The sequence below is a fragment of the Enterobacter sp. ODB01 genome (genome assembly GCF_001623605.1).
In the GTDB taxonomy this organism is placed as follows: Bacteria; Pseudomonadota; Gammaproteobacteria; order Enterobacterales; family Enterobacteriaceae; genus Enterobacter; species Enterobacter kobei.
Genome location: NZ_CP015227.1, coordinates 1627480 through 1648189, shown reverse-complemented (window position 1 = coordinate 1648189; position 20710 = coordinate 1627480). Strand labels below are relative to the sequence as shown.

The 20710-nt window shown below is 55.9% G+C and carries 20 protein-coding genes; 13 read left to right on the top strand and 7 right to left on the bottom strand.

The genetic code is table 11. The annotated features are described in order from the left end of the window. Positions 1 to 80: 80 nt before the first annotated feature. Both A4308_RS07880 and A4308_RS07875 read right to left on the bottom strand, forming a co-directional pair. Positions 81 to 1217, bottom strand: coding sequence for an HlyD family secretion protein (locus A4308_RS07880; RefSeq protein ID WP_063308490.1), 1137 nt, complete (start codon positions 1215 to 1217; stop codon positions 81 to 83). A gap of 2 nt (positions 1218 to 1219) precedes the next feature. Further along, positions 1220 to 1576, bottom strand: coding sequence for a DUF3302 domain-containing protein (locus tag A4308_RS07875; RefSeq protein ID WP_014882019.1), 357 nt, complete (start codon positions 1574 to 1576; stop codon positions 1220 to 1222). Positions 1577 to 2237: 661 nt separating this feature from the next. Between A4308_RS07875 and A4308_RS07870 the strand changes: the two genes are divergently transcribed. From A4308_RS07870 to trmL, 9 genes are all read left to right on the top strand, one after another. Next, positions 2238 to 4145 carry a PTS mannitol transporter subunit IICBA gene (locus A4308_RS07870; RefSeq protein ID WP_014882018.1) on the top strand — a complete coding sequence of 636 codons (1908 nt, stop codon included), beginning with the start codon at positions 2238 to 2240 and terminating at the stop codon, positions 4143 to 4145. Positions 4146 to 4246: 101 nt separating this feature from the next. Beyond that, on the top strand, positions 4247 to 5395 hold the full coding sequence (gene mtlD, locus A4308_RS07865) for a mannitol-1-phosphate 5-dehydrogenase (protein ID WP_014882017.1): 1149 nt from the start codon (positions 4247 to 4249) through the stop codon (positions 5393 to 5395). Continuing rightward, positions 5392 to 5982: a mannitol operon repressor MtlR gene (gene mtlR / locus A4308_RS07860; RefSeq protein WP_023331737.1), complete on the top strand. Its 591-nt coding sequence runs from the start codon at positions 5392 to 5394 to the stop codon at positions 5980 to 5982. Before mtlD ends, mtlR begins: the two co-directional genes overlap by 4 nt. Positions 5983 to 6040: 58 nt before the next feature. After that, positions 6041 to 6403: a YibL family ribosome-associated protein gene (locus tag A4308_RS07855; RefSeq protein WP_014882015.1), complete on the top strand. Its 363-nt coding sequence runs from the start codon at positions 6041 to 6043 to the stop codon at positions 6401 to 6403. Between the two features lie 271 nt (positions 6404 to 6674). Further along, positions 6675 to 8330 (top strand): L-lactate permease, encoded by a 1656-nt coding sequence (gene lldP, locus A4308_RS07850; RefSeq protein WP_014882014.1) that lies wholly within the window; start codon positions 6675 to 6677, stop codon positions 8328 to 8330. Next, the gene (lldR, locus tag A4308_RS07845) at positions 8327 to 9100 is read left to right on the top strand and encodes a transcriptional regulator LldR (RefSeq protein ID WP_014882013.1); all 774 of its coding nucleotides are present in this window, start codon (positions 8327 to 8329) and stop codon (positions 9098 to 9100) included. Before lldP ends, lldR begins: the two co-directional genes overlap by 4 nt. Continuing rightward, positions 9097 to 10284, top strand: coding sequence for an FMN-dependent L-lactate dehydrogenase LldD (gene lldD / locus A4308_RS07840; RefSeq protein WP_045134456.1), 1188 nt, complete (start codon positions 9097 to 9099; stop codon positions 10282 to 10284). Before lldR ends, lldD begins: the two co-directional genes overlap by 4 nt. Positions 10285 to 10466: 182 nt before the next feature. Beyond that, entirely contained in the window at positions 10467 to 11807 is a 1341-nt protein-coding gene (locus A4308_RS07835; RefSeq protein WP_023331734.1) for an MFS transporter, read from the top strand. Between the two features lie 45 nt (positions 11808 to 11852). Further along, positions 11853 to 12326: a tRNA (uridine(34)/cytosine(34)/5-carboxymethylaminomethyluridine(34)-2'-O)-methyltransferase TrmL gene (gene trmL, locus A4308_RS07830; RefSeq protein WP_014882010.1), complete on the top strand. Its 474-nt coding sequence runs from the start codon at positions 11853 to 11855 to the stop codon at positions 12324 to 12326. Here the strand turns inward: trmL and cysE are convergent. From cysE to A4308_RS07805, 5 genes are all read right to left on the bottom strand, one after another. Continuing rightward, positions 12323 to 13144 (bottom strand): serine O-acetyltransferase, encoded by an 822-nt coding sequence (gene cysE, locus A4308_RS07825; RefSeq protein ID WP_008502718.1) that lies wholly within the window; start codon positions 13142 to 13144, stop codon positions 12323 to 12325. The two genes, trmL and cysE, sit on opposite strands and share 4 nt — an antisense overlap. 75 nt (positions 13145 to 13219) lie before the next feature. After that, a complete protein-coding gene (gene gpsA / locus A4308_RS07820) occupies positions 13220 to 14239 on the bottom strand; it encodes an NAD(P)H-dependent glycerol-3-phosphate dehydrogenase (protein ID WP_014882009.1) in 1020 nt (339 codons plus the stop codon). Further along, positions 14239 to 14706, bottom strand: a complete 468-nt coding sequence (gene secB, locus A4308_RS07815) for a protein-export chaperone SecB (protein WP_008502716.1) — start codon at positions 14704 to 14706, stop codon at positions 14239 to 14241. The genes gpsA and secB overlap by 1 nt, the downstream gene beginning before the upstream one ends. A gap of 32 nt (positions 14707 to 14738) precedes the next feature. Continuing rightward, complete coding sequence (grxC, locus tag A4308_RS07810; protein WP_014882008.1) at positions 14739 to 14990, bottom strand: glutaredoxin 3; 252 nt, start codon at positions 14988 to 14990, stop codon at positions 14739 to 14741. Positions 14991 to 15001: 11 nt separating this feature from the next. Continuing rightward, positions 15002 to 15433, bottom strand: coding sequence for a rhodanese-like domain-containing protein (locus tag A4308_RS07805; RefSeq protein ID WP_014882007.1), 432 nt, complete (start codon positions 15431 to 15433; stop codon positions 15002 to 15004). A 246-nt stretch (positions 15434 to 15679) separates the two neighbouring features. On the opposite strand from A4308_RS07805, the gene gpmM reads away from it, so the two are divergent. The 4 genes from gpmM to A4308_RS07785 are packed head-to-tail and all read left to right on the top strand — an operon-like array spanning position 15680 to position 20697. After that, on the top strand, positions 15680 to 17224 hold the full coding sequence (gpmM, locus tag A4308_RS07800; protein WP_045281321.1) for a 2,3-bisphosphoglycerate-independent phosphoglycerate mutase: 1545 nt from the start codon (positions 15680 to 15682) through the stop codon (positions 17222 to 17224). Positions 17225 to 17257: 33 nt separating this feature from the next. After that, entirely contained in the window at positions 17258 to 18517 is a 1260-nt protein-coding gene (gene envC, locus A4308_RS07795) for a murein hydrolase activator EnvC (RefSeq protein WP_230278613.1), read from the top strand. Between the two features lie 3 nt (positions 18518 to 18520). Then, positions 18521 to 19471: a divergent polysaccharide deacetylase family protein gene (locus tag A4308_RS07790; RefSeq protein WP_045134457.1), complete on the top strand. Its 951-nt coding sequence runs from the start codon at positions 18521 to 18523 to the stop codon at positions 19469 to 19471. Between the two features lie 20 nt (positions 19472 to 19491). Next, on the top strand, positions 19492 to 20697 hold the full coding sequence (locus A4308_RS07785; RefSeq protein WP_023331731.1) for a glycosyltransferase: 1206 nt from the start codon (positions 19492 to 19494) through the stop codon (positions 20695 to 20697). Positions 20698 to 20710: the final 13 nt, after the last annotated feature.

Genomic DNA, 20710 nt, shown 5'->3' with positions numbered 1-20710 from the left:
TTGATGCTGGGAAAAGGTCAGTATGGATCACGGGATGAAAAAAGGGCAGGTATGGATGTCGCATTCCTGCCCTGGCGGGATTAATGATCGAGGTAGAGGTAGTGCATCCAGCTGGTCATGCGCAGCAACACTTTACGCATCACCGAGACGTGGGCGAAATGGTCTGAATAGACCGCCACCTGGGCATAGATACCGTCTGGTAGCGCATCGACGTCGGCGTTAGGCTCCAGTTCAATCAGCGCCTGTACGCCATCCGTGCCCGGTGTGACGGTCAATGCCTGCAACGCCCCCTGCGCCTGGTACGACCCTCCCGGCACCACCGGCAGGACGCTGGTGAGTTTCCCGGTAAATACCTGGCCCGGCAGCGCATTAAACACCACTTCTGCTTCATCACCCGGCTTAAGACGCAGCAGCGAGTTCTGGCGGAACTGCGCCACAATCTGACGTTTCTGTTCAGGAATAAAGACCATGACCGGACGCAGAGGTAACGCGGCGGCATAGGTCCCCGGACGGATCAGCACCTGGGTGATATAGCCGTTGCTCGGCGCGCGCACCACGGTCTGATCGAGATTGTATTTCGCTTCGGCAAGCTGGGCGCGTAATGAGGCAATCTGCGACTGTTCACCGTTCACCATGCTGTCTAACTGACTTTGAATCTGCGTCTGTTCAGCCACAGAACCTTTCACCAGCGCATCCTGCGCCAGATAGTTCTGCCGCGCGTTGTCGATATCGCTTTCAGAAAACGGGTTCACCTTCGCCCGGCTGCCTTTCAGGTAACGCTGATAATCTTTATACAGGCGGTCACGCTCTGCCGAGACGCGCGTGGTATTAGCGACGGCTTCTGCAAGCTGCGCTTTCAGGCTATCGATATTGTGGGTTGCGGTGACCAGATCGGCCTTGAGTCTATCGACCCGCGCCTGGTAGCGGCCCGGATCAAGTTTAAATAACACTTCGCCTTTTTTAATGAGCTGGTTGTTTTTATCAGTCACTTCGGTGACCACGCCCGTCACCTGCGGTGTAATCGGAATGGAAATAACCGCTTTTTGCGCCGTAAAGGTATACGGATGGTTATAGTTCATTAACAGAATCAGTCCGGCAACAATAAATACCCCACCCAACGTTGCGGTGGCGAGCGTCCACTTATTTACCGGAATGCGGAATATTTTAAAGATCGCCCAGGCAAATGCCACATAGGTCAAAATAATCAACAGATCCATGATTAGCGCTCCAGCGTGTTCTGATCAGCAGTGGGCTGTACCGCCGCCAGCTTTTGTTCTAATTCGGCCACGCGTTTGGACAGCGCATCCATGCCCGGGACCTCATCTGGCTTTGTAATGTGATTCTGCATGCCCCAACCGCGATCTTCACGGTAGAGCGTGGCCCAAATCCACAGAAACGGCCAGATGGCATGGAGGGTGAACAGGCTAATCCAGCCTGCCGTATGAATCGCATCGGCATGGGGATGATTACGTTTTTTAGCCATATTATAAGGGATATCATGAATAGCGATAATCCCGTAAAAAAGCACCAGAAATACAAAAATCAATACGCCCAACGCAAAATAGTTGAGAAACATATTTTCCTCACTTAAACAACGTCAACTCATTAAACGAATAAAACAGCACGCAGCCTAATTAATTTATTTTTAAATTTAAAAGGCACACTGGTTATTTCAGAGCCGGGGAGTATCGGTTTTTATAATATCTCCATGCAAGTTTATAAACGTGTCAAAATATAACCTGAATAATAATATACTTAACCTTACATTAAGAGCGTAATCCACCTTTTAACTTTTCGCCATACCACACATGAAAAGTGGTTTTTTAGCTTTACGTGTCACTCAAGACTATCCTGACGCCAATTCGCAAAGCAGAGTTTGCCGCCGATCACAGCCAGAGAAATCTGCATAAAAATATTTTGTGAAATCAGTCACAATCCAGAAACAAACCCACAAAACAAAAATGCGATCGCAATCACAAAAACGCGTGGTTTTTGCTTTGTTTTTCGCCATCGTATTTTTTTTACCCACTAATTTTGTGATTCGTATCACGTCATTAAATGCCACACCCCCTACATTTACGTGACATATGTCACACAAATTTTCACTGTCTGGACAGTTGAACGATTCAGTGCCAGATTTCACAGCATCAGAACAGGGCCCGGCTACCTCTGCCGCCGCACATTAACGATAAACCTCGGGCCGCAAGCCTAAGCGTAAACATAAGAAGGGGTGTTTTATGTCATCCGATTTCAAGATCAAAGTTCAAAGCTTTGGTCGTTTCCTCAGCAACATGGTGATGCCAAATATCGGCGCGTTTATCGCGTGGGGTATTATCACCGCATTGTTCATTCCGACAGGGTGGTTGCCTAACGAAACGCTGGCGAAACTTGTTGGCCCTATGATTACTTACCTCCTGCCGCTGCTGATCGGTTTCACCGGTGGTCGTCTGGTAGGCGGTGACCGTGGTGGCGTTGTGGGTGCCATCACCACAATGGGTGTTATCGTCGGTGCGGATATGCCGATGTTCCTCGGTGCCATGATTGCCGGTCCTCTGGGCGGCTGGGCGATTAAGAAATTCGACGTCTGGGTAGATGGTAAGATCAAATCCGGCTTCGAAATGCTGGTGAACAACTTCTCTGCGGGCATCATCGGGATGATCCTCGCGATTCTGGCGTTCCTCGGCATTGGTCCTGCGGTTGAAGTGCTGTCCAAAATTCTGGCGGCAGGCGTTAACTTTATGGTGGCGCACGACATGCTGCCGCTGGCGTCTATCTTCGTTGAACCGGCGAAAATTCTGTTCCTTAATAACGCCATCAACCACGGTATCTTCTCGCCGCTGGGTATTCAGCAGTCTCACGATCTCGGCAAGTCCATCTTCTTCCTGATTGAAGCGAACCCAGGTCCGGGTATGGGCGTTCTGCTGGCATACATGTTCTTTGGTCGCGGCAGCGCTAAGCAGTCTGCTGGCGGTGCGGCTATCATCCACTTCCTGGGCGGTATCCACGAAATTTACTTCCCGTACGTGCTGATGAACCCACGCCTGATCCTGGCCGTTATCCTCGGCGGTATGACCGGCGTGTTCACCCTGAGCGTGCTGGGCGGCGGTCTGGTCTCTCCTGCTTCTCCGGGCTCTATCCTGGCCGTGCTGGCGATGACCCCGAAAGGTGCCTACTTCGCTAACATCGCGGCTATCTGTGCGGCCATGGCGGTCTCCTTCGTGGTTTCTTCTATCCTGCTGAAAACCAGCAAAGTGAAAGAAGATGACGATATCGAAGCGGCAACCCGCCGTATGCACGACATGAAAGCGGAATCCAAAGGCGCGACCCCGCTGGCGGCTGGCGATGTCTCTAACGACCTGAGCCACGTGCGTAAAATCATCGTTGCTTGTGATGCTGGTATGGGCTCCAGCGCAATGGGTGCCGGCGTGCTGCGTAAGAAAGTACAGGATGCGGGCCTGACCAACATCTCCGTGACCAACAGCGCAATTAACAGTCTGCCGCCGGACGTTGACCTGGTGATCACCCACCGCGATCTGACCGAACGCGCCATGCGTCAGGTACCGCAGGCACAGCACATTTCGCTGACTAACTTCCTCGACAGCGGCCTGTACACCAGCCTGACCGAACGTCTGGTTGCCGCGCAGCGTCATGAAGATAACGAAGTGAAAGTGCGCACCAGCCTGCAGGATAGCTTTGACGAGAGTAATGCCCACCTGTTTAAACTGGGTGCGGAGAACATCTTCCTCGGCCGTACCGCGGCTACTAAAGAAGAAGCGATTCGCTTTGCCGGTGAACAGCTGGTAAAAGGCGGTTACGTTCAGCCTGAATATGTCGATGCGATGCTGGAGCGCGAAAAACTGACCCCAACCTATCTCGGTGAATCTATCGCGGTTCCACACGGTACCGTTGAGGCGAAAGACCGCGTGCTGAAAACCGGTGTGGTGTTCTGTCAGTATCCTGATGGCGTACGCTTCGGTGAAGAAGAAGATGACATCGCCCGTCTGGTGATTGGTATCGCCGCTCGCAACAACGAGCATATCCAGGTGATCACCAGCCTGACCAACGCCCTGGACGATGAGTCCGTTATCGAGCGTCTGGCCAAAACCACCAGCGTTGAAGAAGTTCTGGCACTGCTGAACAAATAACAGCGCCTCTTCCCTCTCCCCCGGGGAGAGGGCTAGGGTGAGGGGGAGAAAGCTCCTCACCCCAGCCCTCTCGGGTAAAAACATTGATGAAGGTTAACACTATGAAAGCATTACATTTTGGCGCAGGTAACATCGGTCGTGGTTTTATCGGCAAACTGCTGGCAGACGCGGGCATTACGCTGACGTTCGCCGATGTGAATCAGGTGGTCCTGGATGCCCTGAATGCCCGTCATAGCTATCAGGTCCATGTGGTGGGCGAAAACGAGCAGGTCGATACCGTCTCAGGCGTGAACGCGGTCAGCAGCATTGGCGACGACGTAATCGACCTGATTGCCAGCGTTGACCTTATCACCACGGCGGTAGGCCCGGTGGTTCTGGAGCGTATCGCCCCGGCGGTGGCTAAAGGCCTGGCAAAACGTAAAGCGCAGGGCATCGACACCCCGCTGAACATCATCGCCTGTGAAAACATGGTACGCGGCACCACACAGCTGAAAGGCCATGTCATGGCGGCCGTGGCTGACGAAGATAAAGCCTGGGTCGACGCGCACGTTGGGTTTGTGGATTCCGCCGTGGACCGCATCGTTCCGCCGTCAGCATCCGCCACCCACGACCCGCTGGAAGTGACCGTGGAAACCTTCAGCGAGTGGATCGTCGATAAAACTCAGTTTAAAGGTGCGCTGCCAACTATTCCGGGAATGGAATTAACCGATAACCTGATGGCATTTGTCGAACGCAAACTCTTCACGCTGAACACCGGGCATGCTATAACCGCGTACCTCGGAAAATTGGCCGGTCATCAGACCATTCGCGATGCGATCCTCGATGAGAAAATCCGCGCGGTGGTAAAAGGGGCCATGGAAGAGAGCGGCGCGGTGCTGATCAAACGCTACGGTTTTGATGCTGATAAACACGCAGCCTACATCCAGAAAATCCTCGGTCGCTTTGAAAACCCGTATCTGAAAGATGATGTTGAGCGCGTGGGACGTCAACCGCTGCGTAAGCTGAGTGCAGGCGACCGTCTGATTAAGCCGCTGCTCGGCACGCTGGAATACGGTCTGCCGCATGCCAACCTGGTGAAAGGGATTGCCGCTGCAATGCACTACCGCAGCGATCAGGACCCGCAGGCGATCGAGCTGGCTCAGCTGATTGATGACAAAGGCGCGCAGGCTGCGCTGGCGCAGATTTCCGGTCTGGACGCCAATAGCGACGTGGTTGTGGAGGCGGTTAACGCATACAACGCAACCAAATGATGCACAGTGTGGCGCAGGTTAGCCTGCGCCCAGATAACAGATTGTCAGATATGCAGGCAATAATGGAACAAACCCAGGCCTTTGAAAATCGTGTGCTTGAGCGTCTGAATGCTGGCAAAACCGTACGAAGCTTCCTGATTGCCGCCGTCGAGCTGTTAACCGAGGCGGTAAATATCCTGGTGCTTCAGGTGTTTCGCAAAGACGACTACGCGGTAAAATATGCTGTAGAACCGTTACTGGACGGCGATGGACCGCTGGGCGATTTATCGGTGCGTCTGAAGCTGATTTACGGTCTTGGCGTGCTGAACCGGCAAGAGTACGAAGATGCAGAGCTGTTAATGGCGCTACGTGAGGAGCTCAATCATGACGGTAACGAATACGCCTTTACCGATGATGAGATCCTGGGGCCCTTCGGCGAGCTGCACTGCGTGGCCGCGCTGCCCCCTGCCCCTCATTTCGACAGCAGCGACCCTGAGCTATATGCAATGCAAAAGCTGCGTTATCAGCAGGTTGTCCGCTCCACGATGGTCCTTTCCCTGACTGAGCTGATTTCCCGGATCAGCTTAAAAAAAGCGTTTCAGAAGTAAGCCTGCTCACATTGGTGTATCCTTCCCTGTAAATTCCCCGTTTTCAGAGTTATTTGTCATGAAAGAAGTCGAAAAGAACGAAATTAAACGCCTGAGCGACCGCCTGGATCTGATCCGTCACCAGATGGCGGGTCTGTCACTGGTCGATTCCGCCGAGAAGTACGCCGAGCTGGAGAAAGAGACCGCGAAGCTGGAGGCAGAGATCGAGCGCCTGCGCGAAGTAAAAGGTCAGAAGCTGAGCAACGAAGCGCAGAAGCTGATGAACATGCCACACCGCCGCGCAATCACCAAAAAAGAACAGGCTGACATGGGCAAGCTGAAGAAAAGCGTCCGTGGCCTGGTGGTCGTGCACCCGATGACCGAGCTTGGCCGTGAAATGGGCCTGAAAGAGATGACGGGTTTTTGTAAGACCGCATTCTGATTTCATGCCGGGTGGCGCTGCGCTTACCCGGCCTACTCTTTTCCCCTTCGCGTGAATTGGTCCAACCAATTGCGCAATCAATCCTCCCCTGGTTCACAATTCCATTATTTCCGCTCACAAAACCATTGCCACCCCATAACATCTGATTAACCATTCATTGTCATTAACCCTACAACACATCATTGGCAGGACCACTTTTACATAACCTGTGATGCAGAGATGAGCGGAGACTCACCCGCCGCGCAGGTTATCTGGTCCCCAGGAGACCTGCATGAGCCTCTGGCAACAAAACTACGACCCGGCCGGAAATATCTGGCTGTCGAGCCTGATCGCATCGCTTCCAATCCTGTTCTTCTTCTTTGCGCTGATTAAGCTCAAGCTGAAGGGCTACCTTGCCGCGACGTACACCGTTGCCATCGCTCTGCTGGTGGCGCTGTTCTTCTACAAAATGCCGGTCGATCGCGCGCTGGCCTCCGTTGTCTACGGTTTCTTCTACGGTCTGTGGCCAATTGCGTGGATCATCATCGCCGCTGTCTTTGTCTATAAAATTTCGGTGAAAACCGGGCAGTTCGACATCATTCGCTCGTCGATTCTCTCCATCACGCCGGACCAGCGCCTGCAGATGCTGATTGTCGGCTTCTCCTTCGGGGCGTTTTTGGAAGGTGCCGCCGGATTTGGCGCACCGGTCGCCATTACGGCCGCCCTGCTGGTGGGCCTCGGCTTTAACCCGCTTTATGCCGCGGGCCTGTGCCTGATTGTGAATACCGCCCCGGTGGCGTTTGGCGCAATGGGGATTCCGATTCTGGTCGCCGGACAGGTGACCGGGCTGGATAGCTTTGAGATCGGCCAGATGGTGGGTCGCCAGCTGCCGTTCCTGACCATCATCGTGCTGTTCTGGATCATGGCGATTATGGACGGCTGGCGCGGCGTGAAAGAGACGTGGCCTGCTGTAATGGTGGCGGGCGGTTCGTTCGCCATCGCGCAATACCTCAGCTCAAACTTCCTCGGTCCGGAGCTGCCGGACATTATCTCGTCGCTGGTCTCGCTGGTCTGCCTGACCCTGTTCCTGAAACGCTGGCAGCCGGTACGTATTTTCCGCTTCGCCGACATGGGTGCCTCGCAGGTCGATCAAACCCTGGCACGCACGGGCTATACCGCAGGGCAGGTGATCCGTGCCTGGTCACCGTTCCTGTTCCTGACCGCAACGGTAACGCTGTGGAGCATCCCGCCGTTTAAAGCCCTGTTCGCCCCGGGCGGCGCGCTGTACGACATGGTGATTAACATCTCCGTGCCGTTCCTCGACAAAATGGTCGCCCGCATGCCGCCAGTCGTGCATGCCGCCACACCGTATGCCGCGGTCTATAAGTTCGACTGGTTCTCCGCCACCGGGACCGCCATCCTGTTTGCCGCGATCCTTTCCGTGGTGTGGCTGCGCATGAAGCCTGCCGCCGCGGTGCAGACCTTCGCAGCGACGATTAAAGAGCTGATGCTGCCGATTTACTCCATCGGCATGGTGCTGGCGTTCGCGTTTATCTCAAACTACTCCGGCCTGTCATCGACGCTGGCACTGGCGCTGGCCCATACCAGCCACGCCTTCACCTTCTTCTCACCGTTCCTCGGCTGGCTGGGTGTGTTCCTGACCGGGTCAGATACCTCGTCGAACGCCCTGTTTGCTGCACTGCAGGCTACGGCGGCCCAGCAGATTGGCGTGTCGGATGTCCTGCTGGTCGCTGCGAACACCACCGGCGGCGTGACCGGGAAAATGATCTCCCCGCAATCCATCGCCATTGCCTGTGCGGCGGTGGGACTGGTCGGTAAAGAGTCGGATCTGTTCCGCTTTACCGTGAAACACAGCCTGATATTCACCTGCATGGTCGGGGTGATCACCACCCTGCAGGCTTATGTCTTAACCTGGATGATCCCATGATAGTGATGCCCAGACGCCTGTCCGACGAGATAGCCTCTCGCGTACGGGCGCTGATTGAAGAACAACAGCTGGAAGCGGGCATGAAGTTGCCCGCTGAACGCCAGCTCGCCGCCCAGCTTGGTGTATCGCGTAATTCCCTGCGTGAAGCGCTGGCCACGCTGGTCAGCGAAGGGGTACTGGTGAGCCGTCGCGGCGGCGGCACCTTTGTGCGCTGGCAGCATGACGACTGGTCCGAGCAAAACATCGTTCAGCCGCTGAAGACGCTGATGGAAAATGACCCGGACTACAGCTTTGACATCCTCGAAGCGCGTCACGCCATCGAGACCAGCACCGCCTGGCATGCGGCCATGCGGGCAACCGAGGCCGACAAAGAGAAGCTCAAAGCCTGCTTTGAGGCCACGCAAAGCAGCGACCCGGATATCGCCTCCCAGGCTGACGTGCGTTTTCACCTGGCCATTGCCGAAGCGTCGCACAATGTGGTTCTGCTCCAGACCATGCGCGGGTTCTTCGACCTGTTGCAATCCTCTGTCAAACAAAGCCGCCAGCGCATGTACCTGGTTCCGCCGGTGTTTGCCCAGCTGACTGAACAACACGAGGCGGTGCTTAACGCCATTCTGGCCGGTGATGCCGAGGCCGCACGCAAGGCGATGATGGCGCATCTCGGCTTCGTTCACACCACCATCAAACGATTCGATGAAGACCAGGCCCGACAGGCGCGTATTACCCGTCTGCCTGGCGACAGTGATATTTCCAGGGAGAACAAAGCATGATCATTTCAGCAGCCAGTGACTATCGCGCCGCGGCGCAGCGCATTTTGCCCCCGTTCCTGTTCCACTACATCGACGGCGGGGCGTATGCCGAATACACCCTGCGCCGCAATGTGGAAGACTTGTCAGAGGTGGCCCTGCGTCAGCGCGTGCTGAAGAATATGTCTGACCTGCGCCTTGAGACGACGCTGTTCAACGAAACGCTCTCCATGCCGGTCGCCCTCGCCCCCGTCGGCCTGTGCGGTATGTACGCCCGTCGTGGCGAAGTGCAGGCGGCGGCGGCCGCGGATGCCAGGGGTATTCCGTTTACCCTCTCTACCGTCTCCGTCTGCCCGATTGAAGAGGTCGCGCCGACCATCAAGCGTCCGATGTGGTTCCAGCTGTACGTCCTGCGCGATCGCGGTTTTATGCGCAACGCGCTGGAGCGCGCCAAAGCGGCGGGCTGTTCCACGCTGGTCTTTACCGTCGATATGCCAACGCCGGGCGCGCGCTACCGCGACGCCCACTCCGGCATGAGCGGCCCGAATGCCGCTCTGCGCCGCTACTGGCAGGCGGTGACGCACCCGCAGTGGGCGTGGGATGTGGGTCTGAACGGACGTCCGCACGATCTGGGCAATATCTCGGCTTACCTCGGTAAACCGACCGGGCTGGAAGATTACATCGGCTGGCTGGCGAACAACTTCGATCCGTCCATCTCCTGGAAAGACCTGGAGTGGATCCGCGAATTCTGGGACGGCCCGATGGTGATCAAAGGGATCCTCGACCCGGAAGATGCCCGCGACGCGGTACGTTTTGGCGCAGACGGCATTGTGGTCTCAAACCACGGCGGGCGTCAGCTCGACGGTGTGCTCTCCTCCGCACGCGCGCTGCCCGCCATTGCCGATGCGGTGAAAGGCGATATCGCGATTCTGGCCGACAGCGGCATTCGCAACGGGCTGGATGTGGTACGCATGATCGCGCTCGGCGCCGACAGCGTGCTGCTGGGCCGTGCGTATCTGTACGCGCTGGCGACGGCGGGTCAGGCTGGCGTGGCGAACCTGCTTGACCTGATCGAAAAAGAGATGAAAGTCGCGATGACGCTGACCGGTGCGAAAACCATTAGCGAAATCAGCAAAGACTCTCTGGTGCAGGAGTTAAGTCGATTACCGGCGGCGCTGGCTCCCCTTGCGCAGGGAAACGCTGCCTGAATACCCCTCCTGTTAACACCGCTGTTCACGCGCCCGGTTCCCCCTTCGGGCGCTTTTTTTTGCCGGAAATAACACTTGGATAACAAATTGGATAAGAAAATTTGACATATTTGCTCCCTCCGCAATTGTATAGACAAGCAAATACAAGAATACAAAAACAACATCACATCGGAGAGGAGCATATGACGTATTCAGGCAAGGTGGATATTCAGCAGGTGATCGATGAGAGTCCCTTTTCAGGGTTTCACTGGCTTCTTATCGTACTGGGCTTTCTGGTTCTGGCGATCGATGGATTTGATACCGCAGCAATGGGTTACATCGCCCCTACGCTGTCGGCAGAATGGGGGATACATAAACAGGATCTGGGGCCGGTGCTGAGCGCAGCCCTGCTGGGCTTGTCGCTGGGTGCCCTCATTGCAGGCCCGGTATCGGACAAGATGGGGCGCAAGCGCGTGCTGGTCTTCTCCTGCCTGTTCTTCGGCCTTGCAAGCCTGGGCACGGCCTGGGCGCAAACTCTGAATACGCTGACGCTGTGGCGCTTTCTGACGGGCCTTGGCCTCGGTGCCGCAATGCCAAACGCCATCACGCTGATTTCCGAGTTCGCCCCCCAGCGCTGCCGCGCCATGGCGATTAATACCATGTACTGCGGCTTCCCTCTGGGTGCCGCAGGGGGTGGTGCGATCTCTTCGTGGCTTATTCCCCACCATGGCTGGCGAAGCGTGCTGCTGACGGGTGCAATTGCGCCGCTGATTTTGACGCTGCTGCTGGCGCTGTTCTTGCCGGAGTCGGTGAAGTTTCTGGTGCAGCGCGGGAAGGACGTCATGCAGATCCGCCGTATCGCCAGCCGGTTCAGCCGCAATACCCTGGAGAGCGTTACCGGCTTTTTCCTGGCCGAGGAAAAAGTCGCTTCTGAGAAAGGGAGCGTGGCGCAGCTCTTCTCCATGCCCTGGCTGCCCGGCACACTGATGCTGTGGGTCACCTACTTTATGGGGCTGGTGATTTACTACGTCCTGCTGAGCTGGATGCCGACCCTGATGCAGGGGATGGGCTATGCGCTGGCGGAATCCGCCTGGCTCACCTCGCTGTTCACCTTCGGCGGTACCGCAGGCATTCTGCTCGCGGGCTGGATGATGGATCGCTGGGAGGCACACAAAGTGGTCGCGGGTGGCTTTGTGCTGACAATGGGTCTCATTCTGTTACTGGGCATTGAGCATAATCATATCGCCCTGTTTGGCGGGTTGATTTTCCTGATGGGGATCGCGATGAACGGGGCGCAATCGGGCATGCAAACCCTGGCAGCGACTTTTTACCCAACAGAGTGCCGCGCAACGGGTATTGCCTGGATGCAGGGGATCGGCCGCTTTGGCGGCGTGGCGGGAACCATGACCAGCGCTCAGCTGCTTTCCCTGCAGTGGCAGGCGGACAGTATTTTGATGATCCTCAGCGTGCCTGCCCTGGTCGCCGCAGCGGCAACGTGCTACAAAATGCTGCGTTGCCGTGCGCAGGAACCTGGCGTCGCGTAATTCCTCACTTTTCTGCTATTCTGCCCCCGCAATTAAGGGGGCAGCATGCTTAACATCGTTTTATTCGAACCAGAAATTCCGCCGAATACCGGCAATATCATCCGCCTGTGTGCCAACACCGGCTTTCGTCTGCACATCATTGAGCCGATGGGCTTTACGTGGGACGACAAGCGTCTGCGTCGCGCGGGGCTGGATTACCATGAATTTACTGCCGTCGTGCGCCATCATGATTACGCCGCGTTTCTGGAAAGCGAAAAGCCGCAGCGCATGTTCGCCCTGACCACCAAAGGCACGCCAGCGCACAGCGCCGTGAGCTATCAGGACGGTGACTATCTGATGTTTGGCCCGGAAACCCGCGGCCTGCCAGCCACGATTCTGGATGCCCTGCCCGCGGAGCAGAAAATCCGAATTCCGATGATGCCGGACAGCCGCAGCATGAACCTGTCGAACGCAGTGTCGGTGGTGGTGTATGAAGCATGGCGCCAGCTGGGGTACCCGGGCGCCATTCTCAGAAGTTAAATGCCGTCACCATACTCAAACGTATGGTGGATACCGTTGAAGTGCTGATCCATATCCATGGACGGCTTATCGCTGTCTGGTTTGCCGACGATACGCGCCGGTACGCCAGCCGCGGTGGTGTGCGGCGGAACCGGCTGGAGCACAACCGACCCTGCACCAATCTTCGCGCCGCGTCCGACTTCGATATTGCCGAGGATTTTGGCACCCGCGCCAATCATCACCCCTTCACGAATTTTCGGATGGCGATCGCCGCTGGTTTTACCGGTACCGCCAAGGGTAACCGACTGCAGGATCGAAACGTCGTCTTCAATCACCGCCGTCTCACCCACAACAATGCCGGTGGCGTGGTCGAGCATAATTCCACGGCCAATTTTCGCTGCCGGGTGAATATCGACCTGGAAGGTCACGGAGACCTGATTTTGCAGGAAGATTGCCAGCGCGCGGCGGCCTTCATTCCATAGCCAGTGGCCGATGCGATACGCCTGCAGGGCGTGGAAGCCTTTCAGGTATAGCAGAGGCGTAGAGTATTTATCTACCGCCGGGTCACGCGTACGCACGGCCTGAATATCACAGGCGGCAGAGGCGATCATTTCCGGGTCAGCGGCGTATGCCTCCTCCACCACTTCGCGGATGGCGATAGCAGGCATAATCGAGGAGGCCAGCTTGTTGGCGAGCATGTAGCTGAGAGCACTGCCAAGGTTTTCGTGTTTGAGTAGCGTAGCGTGGTAAAAACTGGCCAGCATAGGCTCACAGTCGGCCAGCGCCCGGGCTTCGGCTTTAATATTGTTCCAGACGATATCCAGTTCTTCACACGGCATTGCTTACTCCAGACGATAAATTAATGACCAGCCAGTTCTGCGCTGGCTGGGTCATTCAGGTGACAATGGTTCCGACTACTTACTGCTGCGCTCGTCCTTGCGCGCACGACCTAATAAGGTCAATGCTGCCTCGCGCGCATTTTTTCCGCAATACAATACCTGATAAATTTCCTCGGTTATTGGCATTTCGACACCAAACCGGTGCGCCAATTCGCGGACTTCTTTGGTATTGCGGTAGCCTTCCACCACCTGTCCAATCTTCTCCTGCGCGCTTTTTACATCGCTGCCCTGTCCGAGCATCATGCCAAAGCGGCGGTTACGAGACTGGTTGTCGGTACAGGTCAGCACCAGATCGCCCAGACCCGCCATCCCCATAAAGGTGGCCGGATCGGCGCCCAGCGCCTCGCCAAGACGGGACATCTCGGTTAAGCCGCGGGTAATCAACGCCGTACGGGCGTTGGCGCCAAAGCCAATACCGTCAGACATCCCGGCACCGATAGCAATCACGTTCTTCACCGCACCGCCCAGCTGGACACCGATAAAATCAGGGTTGCTGTAGACGCGGAAGCTCTTGCCACAGTGCAGCAGATGCTGGAGATCGTCGGCGAAAGCCTGGTCAGTCGATGCCAGCGAGATCGCCGTCGGCAGGCCAGCAGCCAGCTCTTTGGCAAAGGTTGGACCGGAGATGACCGCCAGCGGGATCGCATCACCCAGCGCTTCGCGGGCAACGTCCTGCAGCAGGCGTCCGGTTTCCGCTTCAAGACCTTTGGTTGCCCAGACAATACGGGCATCCGGGCGCATCAGCGGCTTAATCTGACGCAGCACTTCGCCAAACACATGGCTCGGGACGACAATCAGAATGTTGCGGCTGGCCGCCAGCGCGGTCGCAAGATCGCTTTCCAGGTGCAGAGAGTCAGGGAACGGAACGTCCGGGAGAAACGCCACATTGCAACGGTCGTGCTGCAGCGTGGCGATATGTTTTGGATCGTGGCCCCACAGGACCACGTCGTGACCATTTCTTGCCAGCGTGATGGCAAGAGCGGTGCCGTATGAGCCGGCACCGATCACAGTCATTGAAGCATTAACAGTGCTCATCAGGCATCCTGATGTTGTTCAGCACCTTCGCCAGCTTGCTGCTGCAGATAGTTCATGAACAGCGCATCAAAGTTAACTGGCGCAAGGTTCAGTTGCGGGAATGTACCGCGAGAAACCAGGCTGGTGATGCATTCGCGCGCATACGGGAACAGGATGTTCGGGCAGTATGCACCCAGGCAATGCGCCATCTGGTTGCCTTCGATGCCGCCGATGGAGAAGATGCCGCCCTGCTGTACTTCACACAGGAACGCGGTTTCTTCGCCCAGAGAGGCGGTCACGGTCACACGCAGTACAACTTCATACACGTCATCTGCCAGTTGGGTAGATGCGGTATCCAGATCAAGTTTAACCTCTGGCTGCCAGTCTTTCTGGAAAACGTGCGGCGCATTTGGCGCTTCAAAAGAGACATCTTTCGTGTAGATGCGCTGGATCTGGAAAATCATTTCATTATTGCTTTGTTCTGACATGGAAAAACCCTTTTTAATTGTCCTAAAGTCTCTTAGCTCAGCAGCGGATCGAGTCCACCACGGGCGTCGAGCGCATACAAGTCATCACAGCCGCCAATGTGCTGCGCATCAATAAAAATCTGCGGAACCGTCGTACGACCACTACGTTGGATCATCTCTTCGCGTTTAACCGCGTCACCGTCGATCGGCAGTTCCTTGAACGTGACGCCTTTGCTGTTCAGCAGCGCTTTCGCACGGTGGCAGAACGGGCACGTCGCTTTGGTGTAGATCTCAATATTGGCCATGACTGAACTCCTTATTTACCGCGAACCAAAGGAAGATTTTCCCCGCTCCAGCCGGAGATCCCTTCTTTCAGTACCGTTACATTTTCGAAGCCCGCTTTATAAAGCGCGCTGGCAGATTCTTGCGCCTGCATACCGGTTGCATCAACAACGATAATTGGCTGGGCTTTGTGTTTTTCAAGCTCACCCACGTTGTTCGCTTTGATTTCAGCTGGCAACAGGTTGATTGCGCCTGCAATGTGACCTTTACGGAAATCGTCACGCTGACGCAGATCGACAACGACGGCATCTTCTTTGTTGATAAGACGCGTCGCTTCACCACGGGTGATAACCTTAATCTTAGACGTCAGGCTCTTAAATGTGGTGAACAGCACAGCAGCCAGCAGGCCAATCCACGCGATGCTCAGAACCGGATGGCGGCTAACGAATTGCATAATTTCTTGCATGGAGGGTAACTACTCCCGACTAAGTGATAAAAAAACCAGGACAGGAGTATACCTGTGCGTTCTGGCAAATACAGCCAGCGACCCTAACCTAATCCATTTTCTGCGGCATGCCACCTAAAAAAATGCCTCAAAATGGTCCGGTCAGCGCCTTGCCCCTGCGCTTTCTTTGATCTTCTGCGGCTATTTGATCGATTCAGCTGTAGTAAAATTACGCAAATTTTGACTCTTGAGCATGAGGTTGTTGCAATGTCGGTTTCTAAAAAACCTATGGTACTGGTGATTCTGGATGGCTATGGCTACCGTGAAGACAGCCAGGATAACGCTATTTTCAGCGCAAAAACCCCGGTGATGGATGCGCTGTGGGCGAAACGTCCCCATACCCTGATCGACGCATCCGGTCTGGAAGTCGGTCTGCCTGACCGCCAGATGGGCAACTCCGAAGTCGGTCACGTTAACCTGGGCGCGGGCCGTATCGTCTATCAGGACCTGACCCGTCTGGATGTCGAAATCAAAGAACGCACCTTCTTCGCGAACCCGGTTCTTTGCGGCGCGGTAGATAAAGCCGTTGCGGCAGGTAAAGCCGTTCACATCATGGGCTTGCTTTCCGCGGGCGGTGTTCACAGCCACGAAGATCACATCATGGCGATGGTTGAACTGGCCGCCGAGCGCGGTGCAGAAAAAATCTATCTGCACGCCTTCCTGGATGGTCGCGATACGCCACCGCGCAGCGCAAAAGGCTCTCTGCAAGCCTTCGAAGAGAAATTTGCCACACTGGGCAAAGGCCGCGTCGCCTCCATCATTGGTCGTTACTACGCCATGGACCGCGACAACCGCTGGGATCGCGTTGAACAGGCCTATGACCTGATGACCCTGGCAAAAGGTGAGTTCCAGTTCCCGACGGCCGTTGAAGCCCTGGAAGCCGCATACGCACGTGATGAAAACGATGAATTCGTGAAAGCGACCGTGATTCGTGCTGAAGGCCAGCCCGATGCCGCCATGGAAGATGGCGATGCGCTGATCTTCATGAACTTCCGCGCTGACCGCGCGCGTGAAATCACCCGTGCTTTCGTCAACAGCGACTTCGACGGTTTTGCCCGTAAGAAAGTGGTAAACCTCGACTTCATCCAGCTGACCGAATACGCGGCAGACATCAAAGCCCCATGCGCGTATCCACCAGCCTCGCTGGCTAATACCTTCGGCGAGTGGATGGCGAAGAATGACAAAACGCAGCTGCGTATTTCCGAAACCGAAAAATATGCGCACGTGACCTTCTTCTTTAACGGCGGCGTGGAAGAGCCGTTCAAAGGTGAAGAGCGCATTCTGATCAACTCACCGAAAGTCGCGACTTACGATCTGCAGCCAGAGATGAGCTCTGCTGAGCTGACTGAAAAACTGGTCGCGGCCATCAAGAGCGGCAAGTACGACACCATCATCTGTAACTACCCGAATGGCGACATGGTCGGTCATACCGGCGTGATGGAAGCCGCCGTGAAAGCGGTTGAAGCACTGGATCACTGCGTTGAGCAGGTTGCAAAAGCGGTTGAGTCCGTAGGCGGTCAGTTGCTAATCACCGCTGACCACGGTAACGCGGAACAGATGCGCGACCCGGCAACGGGCCAGGCGCATACCGCTCACACCAACCTGCCTGTTCCGCTGATTTATGTCGGTGATAAATCACTGAAAGCAGTGGAAGGCGGCAAGCTTTCTGACATCGCGCCAACCATGTTGTCGCTGATGGGTATGCCGATCCCTGAAGAGATGACTGGTAAGCCGCTGTTCATCGTGGAATAATCCCTCCCCATGAGGGGAAAGGCGATTTTTTCAATCACATGGGTCGTGAAGCCGCTTAGGTTATCAGTCAGACCCCTGCTTTGCGCCAGCGCACTCAGCGCTGGCGTATTGCTGTGCGCCGCATCCGCCCACGCGGACGATCGCGACCAGTTGAAATCCATTCAGGCGGATATCGCCGCTAAAGAGCGTGCGGTACGCCAGCAACAACAGCAACGTTCCGCCCTGCTCGCCCAGCTTAAGCAGCAGGAAGAAGCTATTTCGGCCGCAGCCCGTAAGCTCCGTGAAACGCAAGATACCCTCGCTCAGTTGAATAAACAGATCGACGAGATGAACGCGTCGATTGCCAAACTGGAGCGCCAGCGTGATGCACAGGAGCGCAATCTTGCCGCACAGCTTGATGCCGCTTTCCGACAGGGTGAACACACCGGCCTTCAGTTAATCCTCAGCGGTGAAGAGAGCCAGCGCGGTCAGCGTCTGCAGGCCTACTTCGGTTATCTGAACCAGGCGCGTCAGGAGACCATTGCGCAGTTGAAACAGACGCGTGAAGAGGTCTCCACCCAAAAAGCTGAGCTTGAAGAGAAGCAGAGTCAGCAGCAGACGTTGCTCTACGAACAAAAAGCGCAGCAGGCGAAACTTGAGCAGGCCCGTAACGAGCGCAAGAAAACCCTTTCCGGTCTTGAGTCCTCCATTCAGCAAGGTCAGAGCCAGCTGAGTGAAATGCGTGCCAACGAATCAAAACTGCGTAACAGTATCGCCCGTGCCGAAGCCGCGGCGAAAGCGCGTGCCGAAAAAGAGGCCCGCGAGGCACAGGCTGTCCGCGACAAGCAGCAGGAAGCCTCCCGCAAAGGTACCACCTACAAGCCAAGCGAAAGCGAACGTTCCCTGATGTCGCGTACCGGCGGTCTGGGTTCCCCACGCGGTCAGGCCTACTGGCCCGTTCGCGGTACACTTCTGCATCGTTATGGCGAACAGCTGCAGGGTGAGCTACGTTGGAAAGGGATCGTTATCGGTGCGTCTGAAGGTAGTGAAGTGAAAGCCATTGCCGATGGACGAGTGATTCTGGCCGACTGGCTGCAGGGTTACGGTCTTGTGGTAGTGGTTGAGCACGGTAAAGGCGACATGAGTCTTTACGGCTACAATCAGAGCGCACTGGTCAGCGTTGGCACACAGGTGCGCGCAGGCCAACCCATCGCCCTTGTGGGCAGCAGTGGCGGTCAGGGCCGCCCGTCACTCTATTTCGAAATTCGTCGTCAGGGTCAGGCGGTCAATCCACAGCCGTGGTTGGGAAGATAAGTTTTGCTTCAATTTCGTCGAATGGTTCTCTCCGTCGTCAGCGCGCTGGCGCTGGCTGCACCGGTATACGCAGGTAAACTCGCGATTGTGATTGATGACTTCGGTTATCGTCCGCACTATGAAAATCAGGTGCTGGCGATGCCGCCAGCCATCTCTGTCGCCGTCCTTCCGAATGCGCCTCACGCCCGTGAGATGGCGACTAAAGCCCACAACAGCGGACATCAGGTCCTCATCCATCTGCCGATGGCACCGCTCAGTAAACAGCCGCTGGAAAAAGATACGCTTCGTCCGGATATGAGCAGCGATGAGATCGAGCGCATCATCCGTGACGCTTACAACAACGTGCCGTATGCCGTTGGCCTGAACAACCATATGGGTAGCGCGATGACCTCCAGCCTGTACGGCATGCTAAAAGTGATGCGGGCGCTGGAACGCTACAACCTCTACTTCCTCGACAGCATGACCATCGGCAACAGCCAGGCGATGCGTGCCGCTCAGGGAACGGGGGTGAAGGTGATCAAGCGCAAGGTGTTCCTGGATGATACTCAGAACGAGGCCGACATTCGCGCGCAGTTCAATCGCGCCGTGCAGCTCGCCCGACGCAATGGTTCAGCCATTGCCATCGGCCACCCGCATCCTTCTACGGTGCGCGTTTTACAACAGATGTTGCCGACCTTGCCTCCAGATATCACACTGGTACGTCCGAGCGATCTGCTCAATGAGCCGCAGGTCGATACGTCTCGCCCGGGTAGTGCACAACCACCCGCAACGCAGCCGCGTAACCCGTTCCGTGGCGTGAAGAATTGCAAGCTGAAACAACCGCCTGAACCGGTGCATGCAACCCGCTTCTTCGCGGTCATCAGCGAAAGCGTGAGCCAGAGTACGCTGGTGCAATACTTCCAGCACCAGTGGCAGGGATGGGGTAAGAAAGTATCAGTGAGCCATTCTCAGTGACAGGCGATTAAGGTAGAAAAATGCCGCAGCGACACAAAATTCTGCTCCTCGATACCGGTAAAGAATGGGGAGGAGGCACCAACAGTATGCTCGAACTTCTGAAGCGCATTAACCGCGAAAAGTTCGATATTACCTGTTGTTTTTACAGTGACTACAGCCGGGCCGAAGGGCAAACCATCGGCCAGGTGCTGAACAGTATTGGCATTCCCTTAATTGTCATCCCTCAACATAAGCAGCCCGCATGGGCGAAGATTGCCAAAGAATTGGGACGTAGCCTGCTGTTTTTCTCCCGCAGCGCCCGGAAGGCATTTACACGTCATGTTGATACGCTCTGGCGTATTCGACCCAACGTTAGCAAAATCGAGACGATTTTCAGGGATGGCGGTTTCGATACACTTTATATGAACAACCAGCCGGGCTCTAACGAAGAGGGTTATCTGGCAGGTGCAAACGTGCATGCGCGGATAATCCAGCACTGTCGAATTGAACCTGTTTTGACCCCGCCGCTGGTGAAGCTGGTGAATACCCATGCCACAAAAATCATCGCCGTCTCACATGGCGTAGAACGCGTGTTAGTTCAGCATGGGGTCCGACCCGAGCTGTGTACGACGGTCAACAATGCCATCGACATCCATCAGCCTTTACCCGACCGACGCGCGATGCGTAATCGCCTGAACATTGATGACGACACGTTCGTGTTCGGCAGCATTGGCTCATTAATCCCTCGCAAAGCAAACCACCACACGCTGGAAGCGCTGGCACAGTTCAACCAGAAACATCCCGAGGCGAGGTGGAAGATGGTGCTGGTCGGTGAGGGGGCTGAACGCGGTGCGTTGGCGGCACAAGCTGATGCGCTGGGTATTGCTGAGCATGTGATTTTCACCGGTTTCCAGAACACGCCTTTTGACTACCTCGCGACCTTTGACGCGTTTATTCTGGCCTCGCAGAGCGAAGGCTTGCCCCGCGTCGTGCTGGAAGCGATGCTGCTGAATATCCCCGTCATTGGCTCCAAGGTGACCGGCACGGCAGAATTGATCGATCATGCATCGACCGGGCTGCTTTTCCCGTGGAGCGATGTGTCGCAACTTGCTCAACACCTGGATAATATCTGGCAGGATCCCGATCTGCGCACCCGGCTCGCCGCCGCTGCGCATCAGAATGTCTGCAACGTGTATGCCATTGAAAGCTATGTTAACGGTGTCGAGGCCGTTCTTGGCGCGCAATAACCAAACGAGAAGA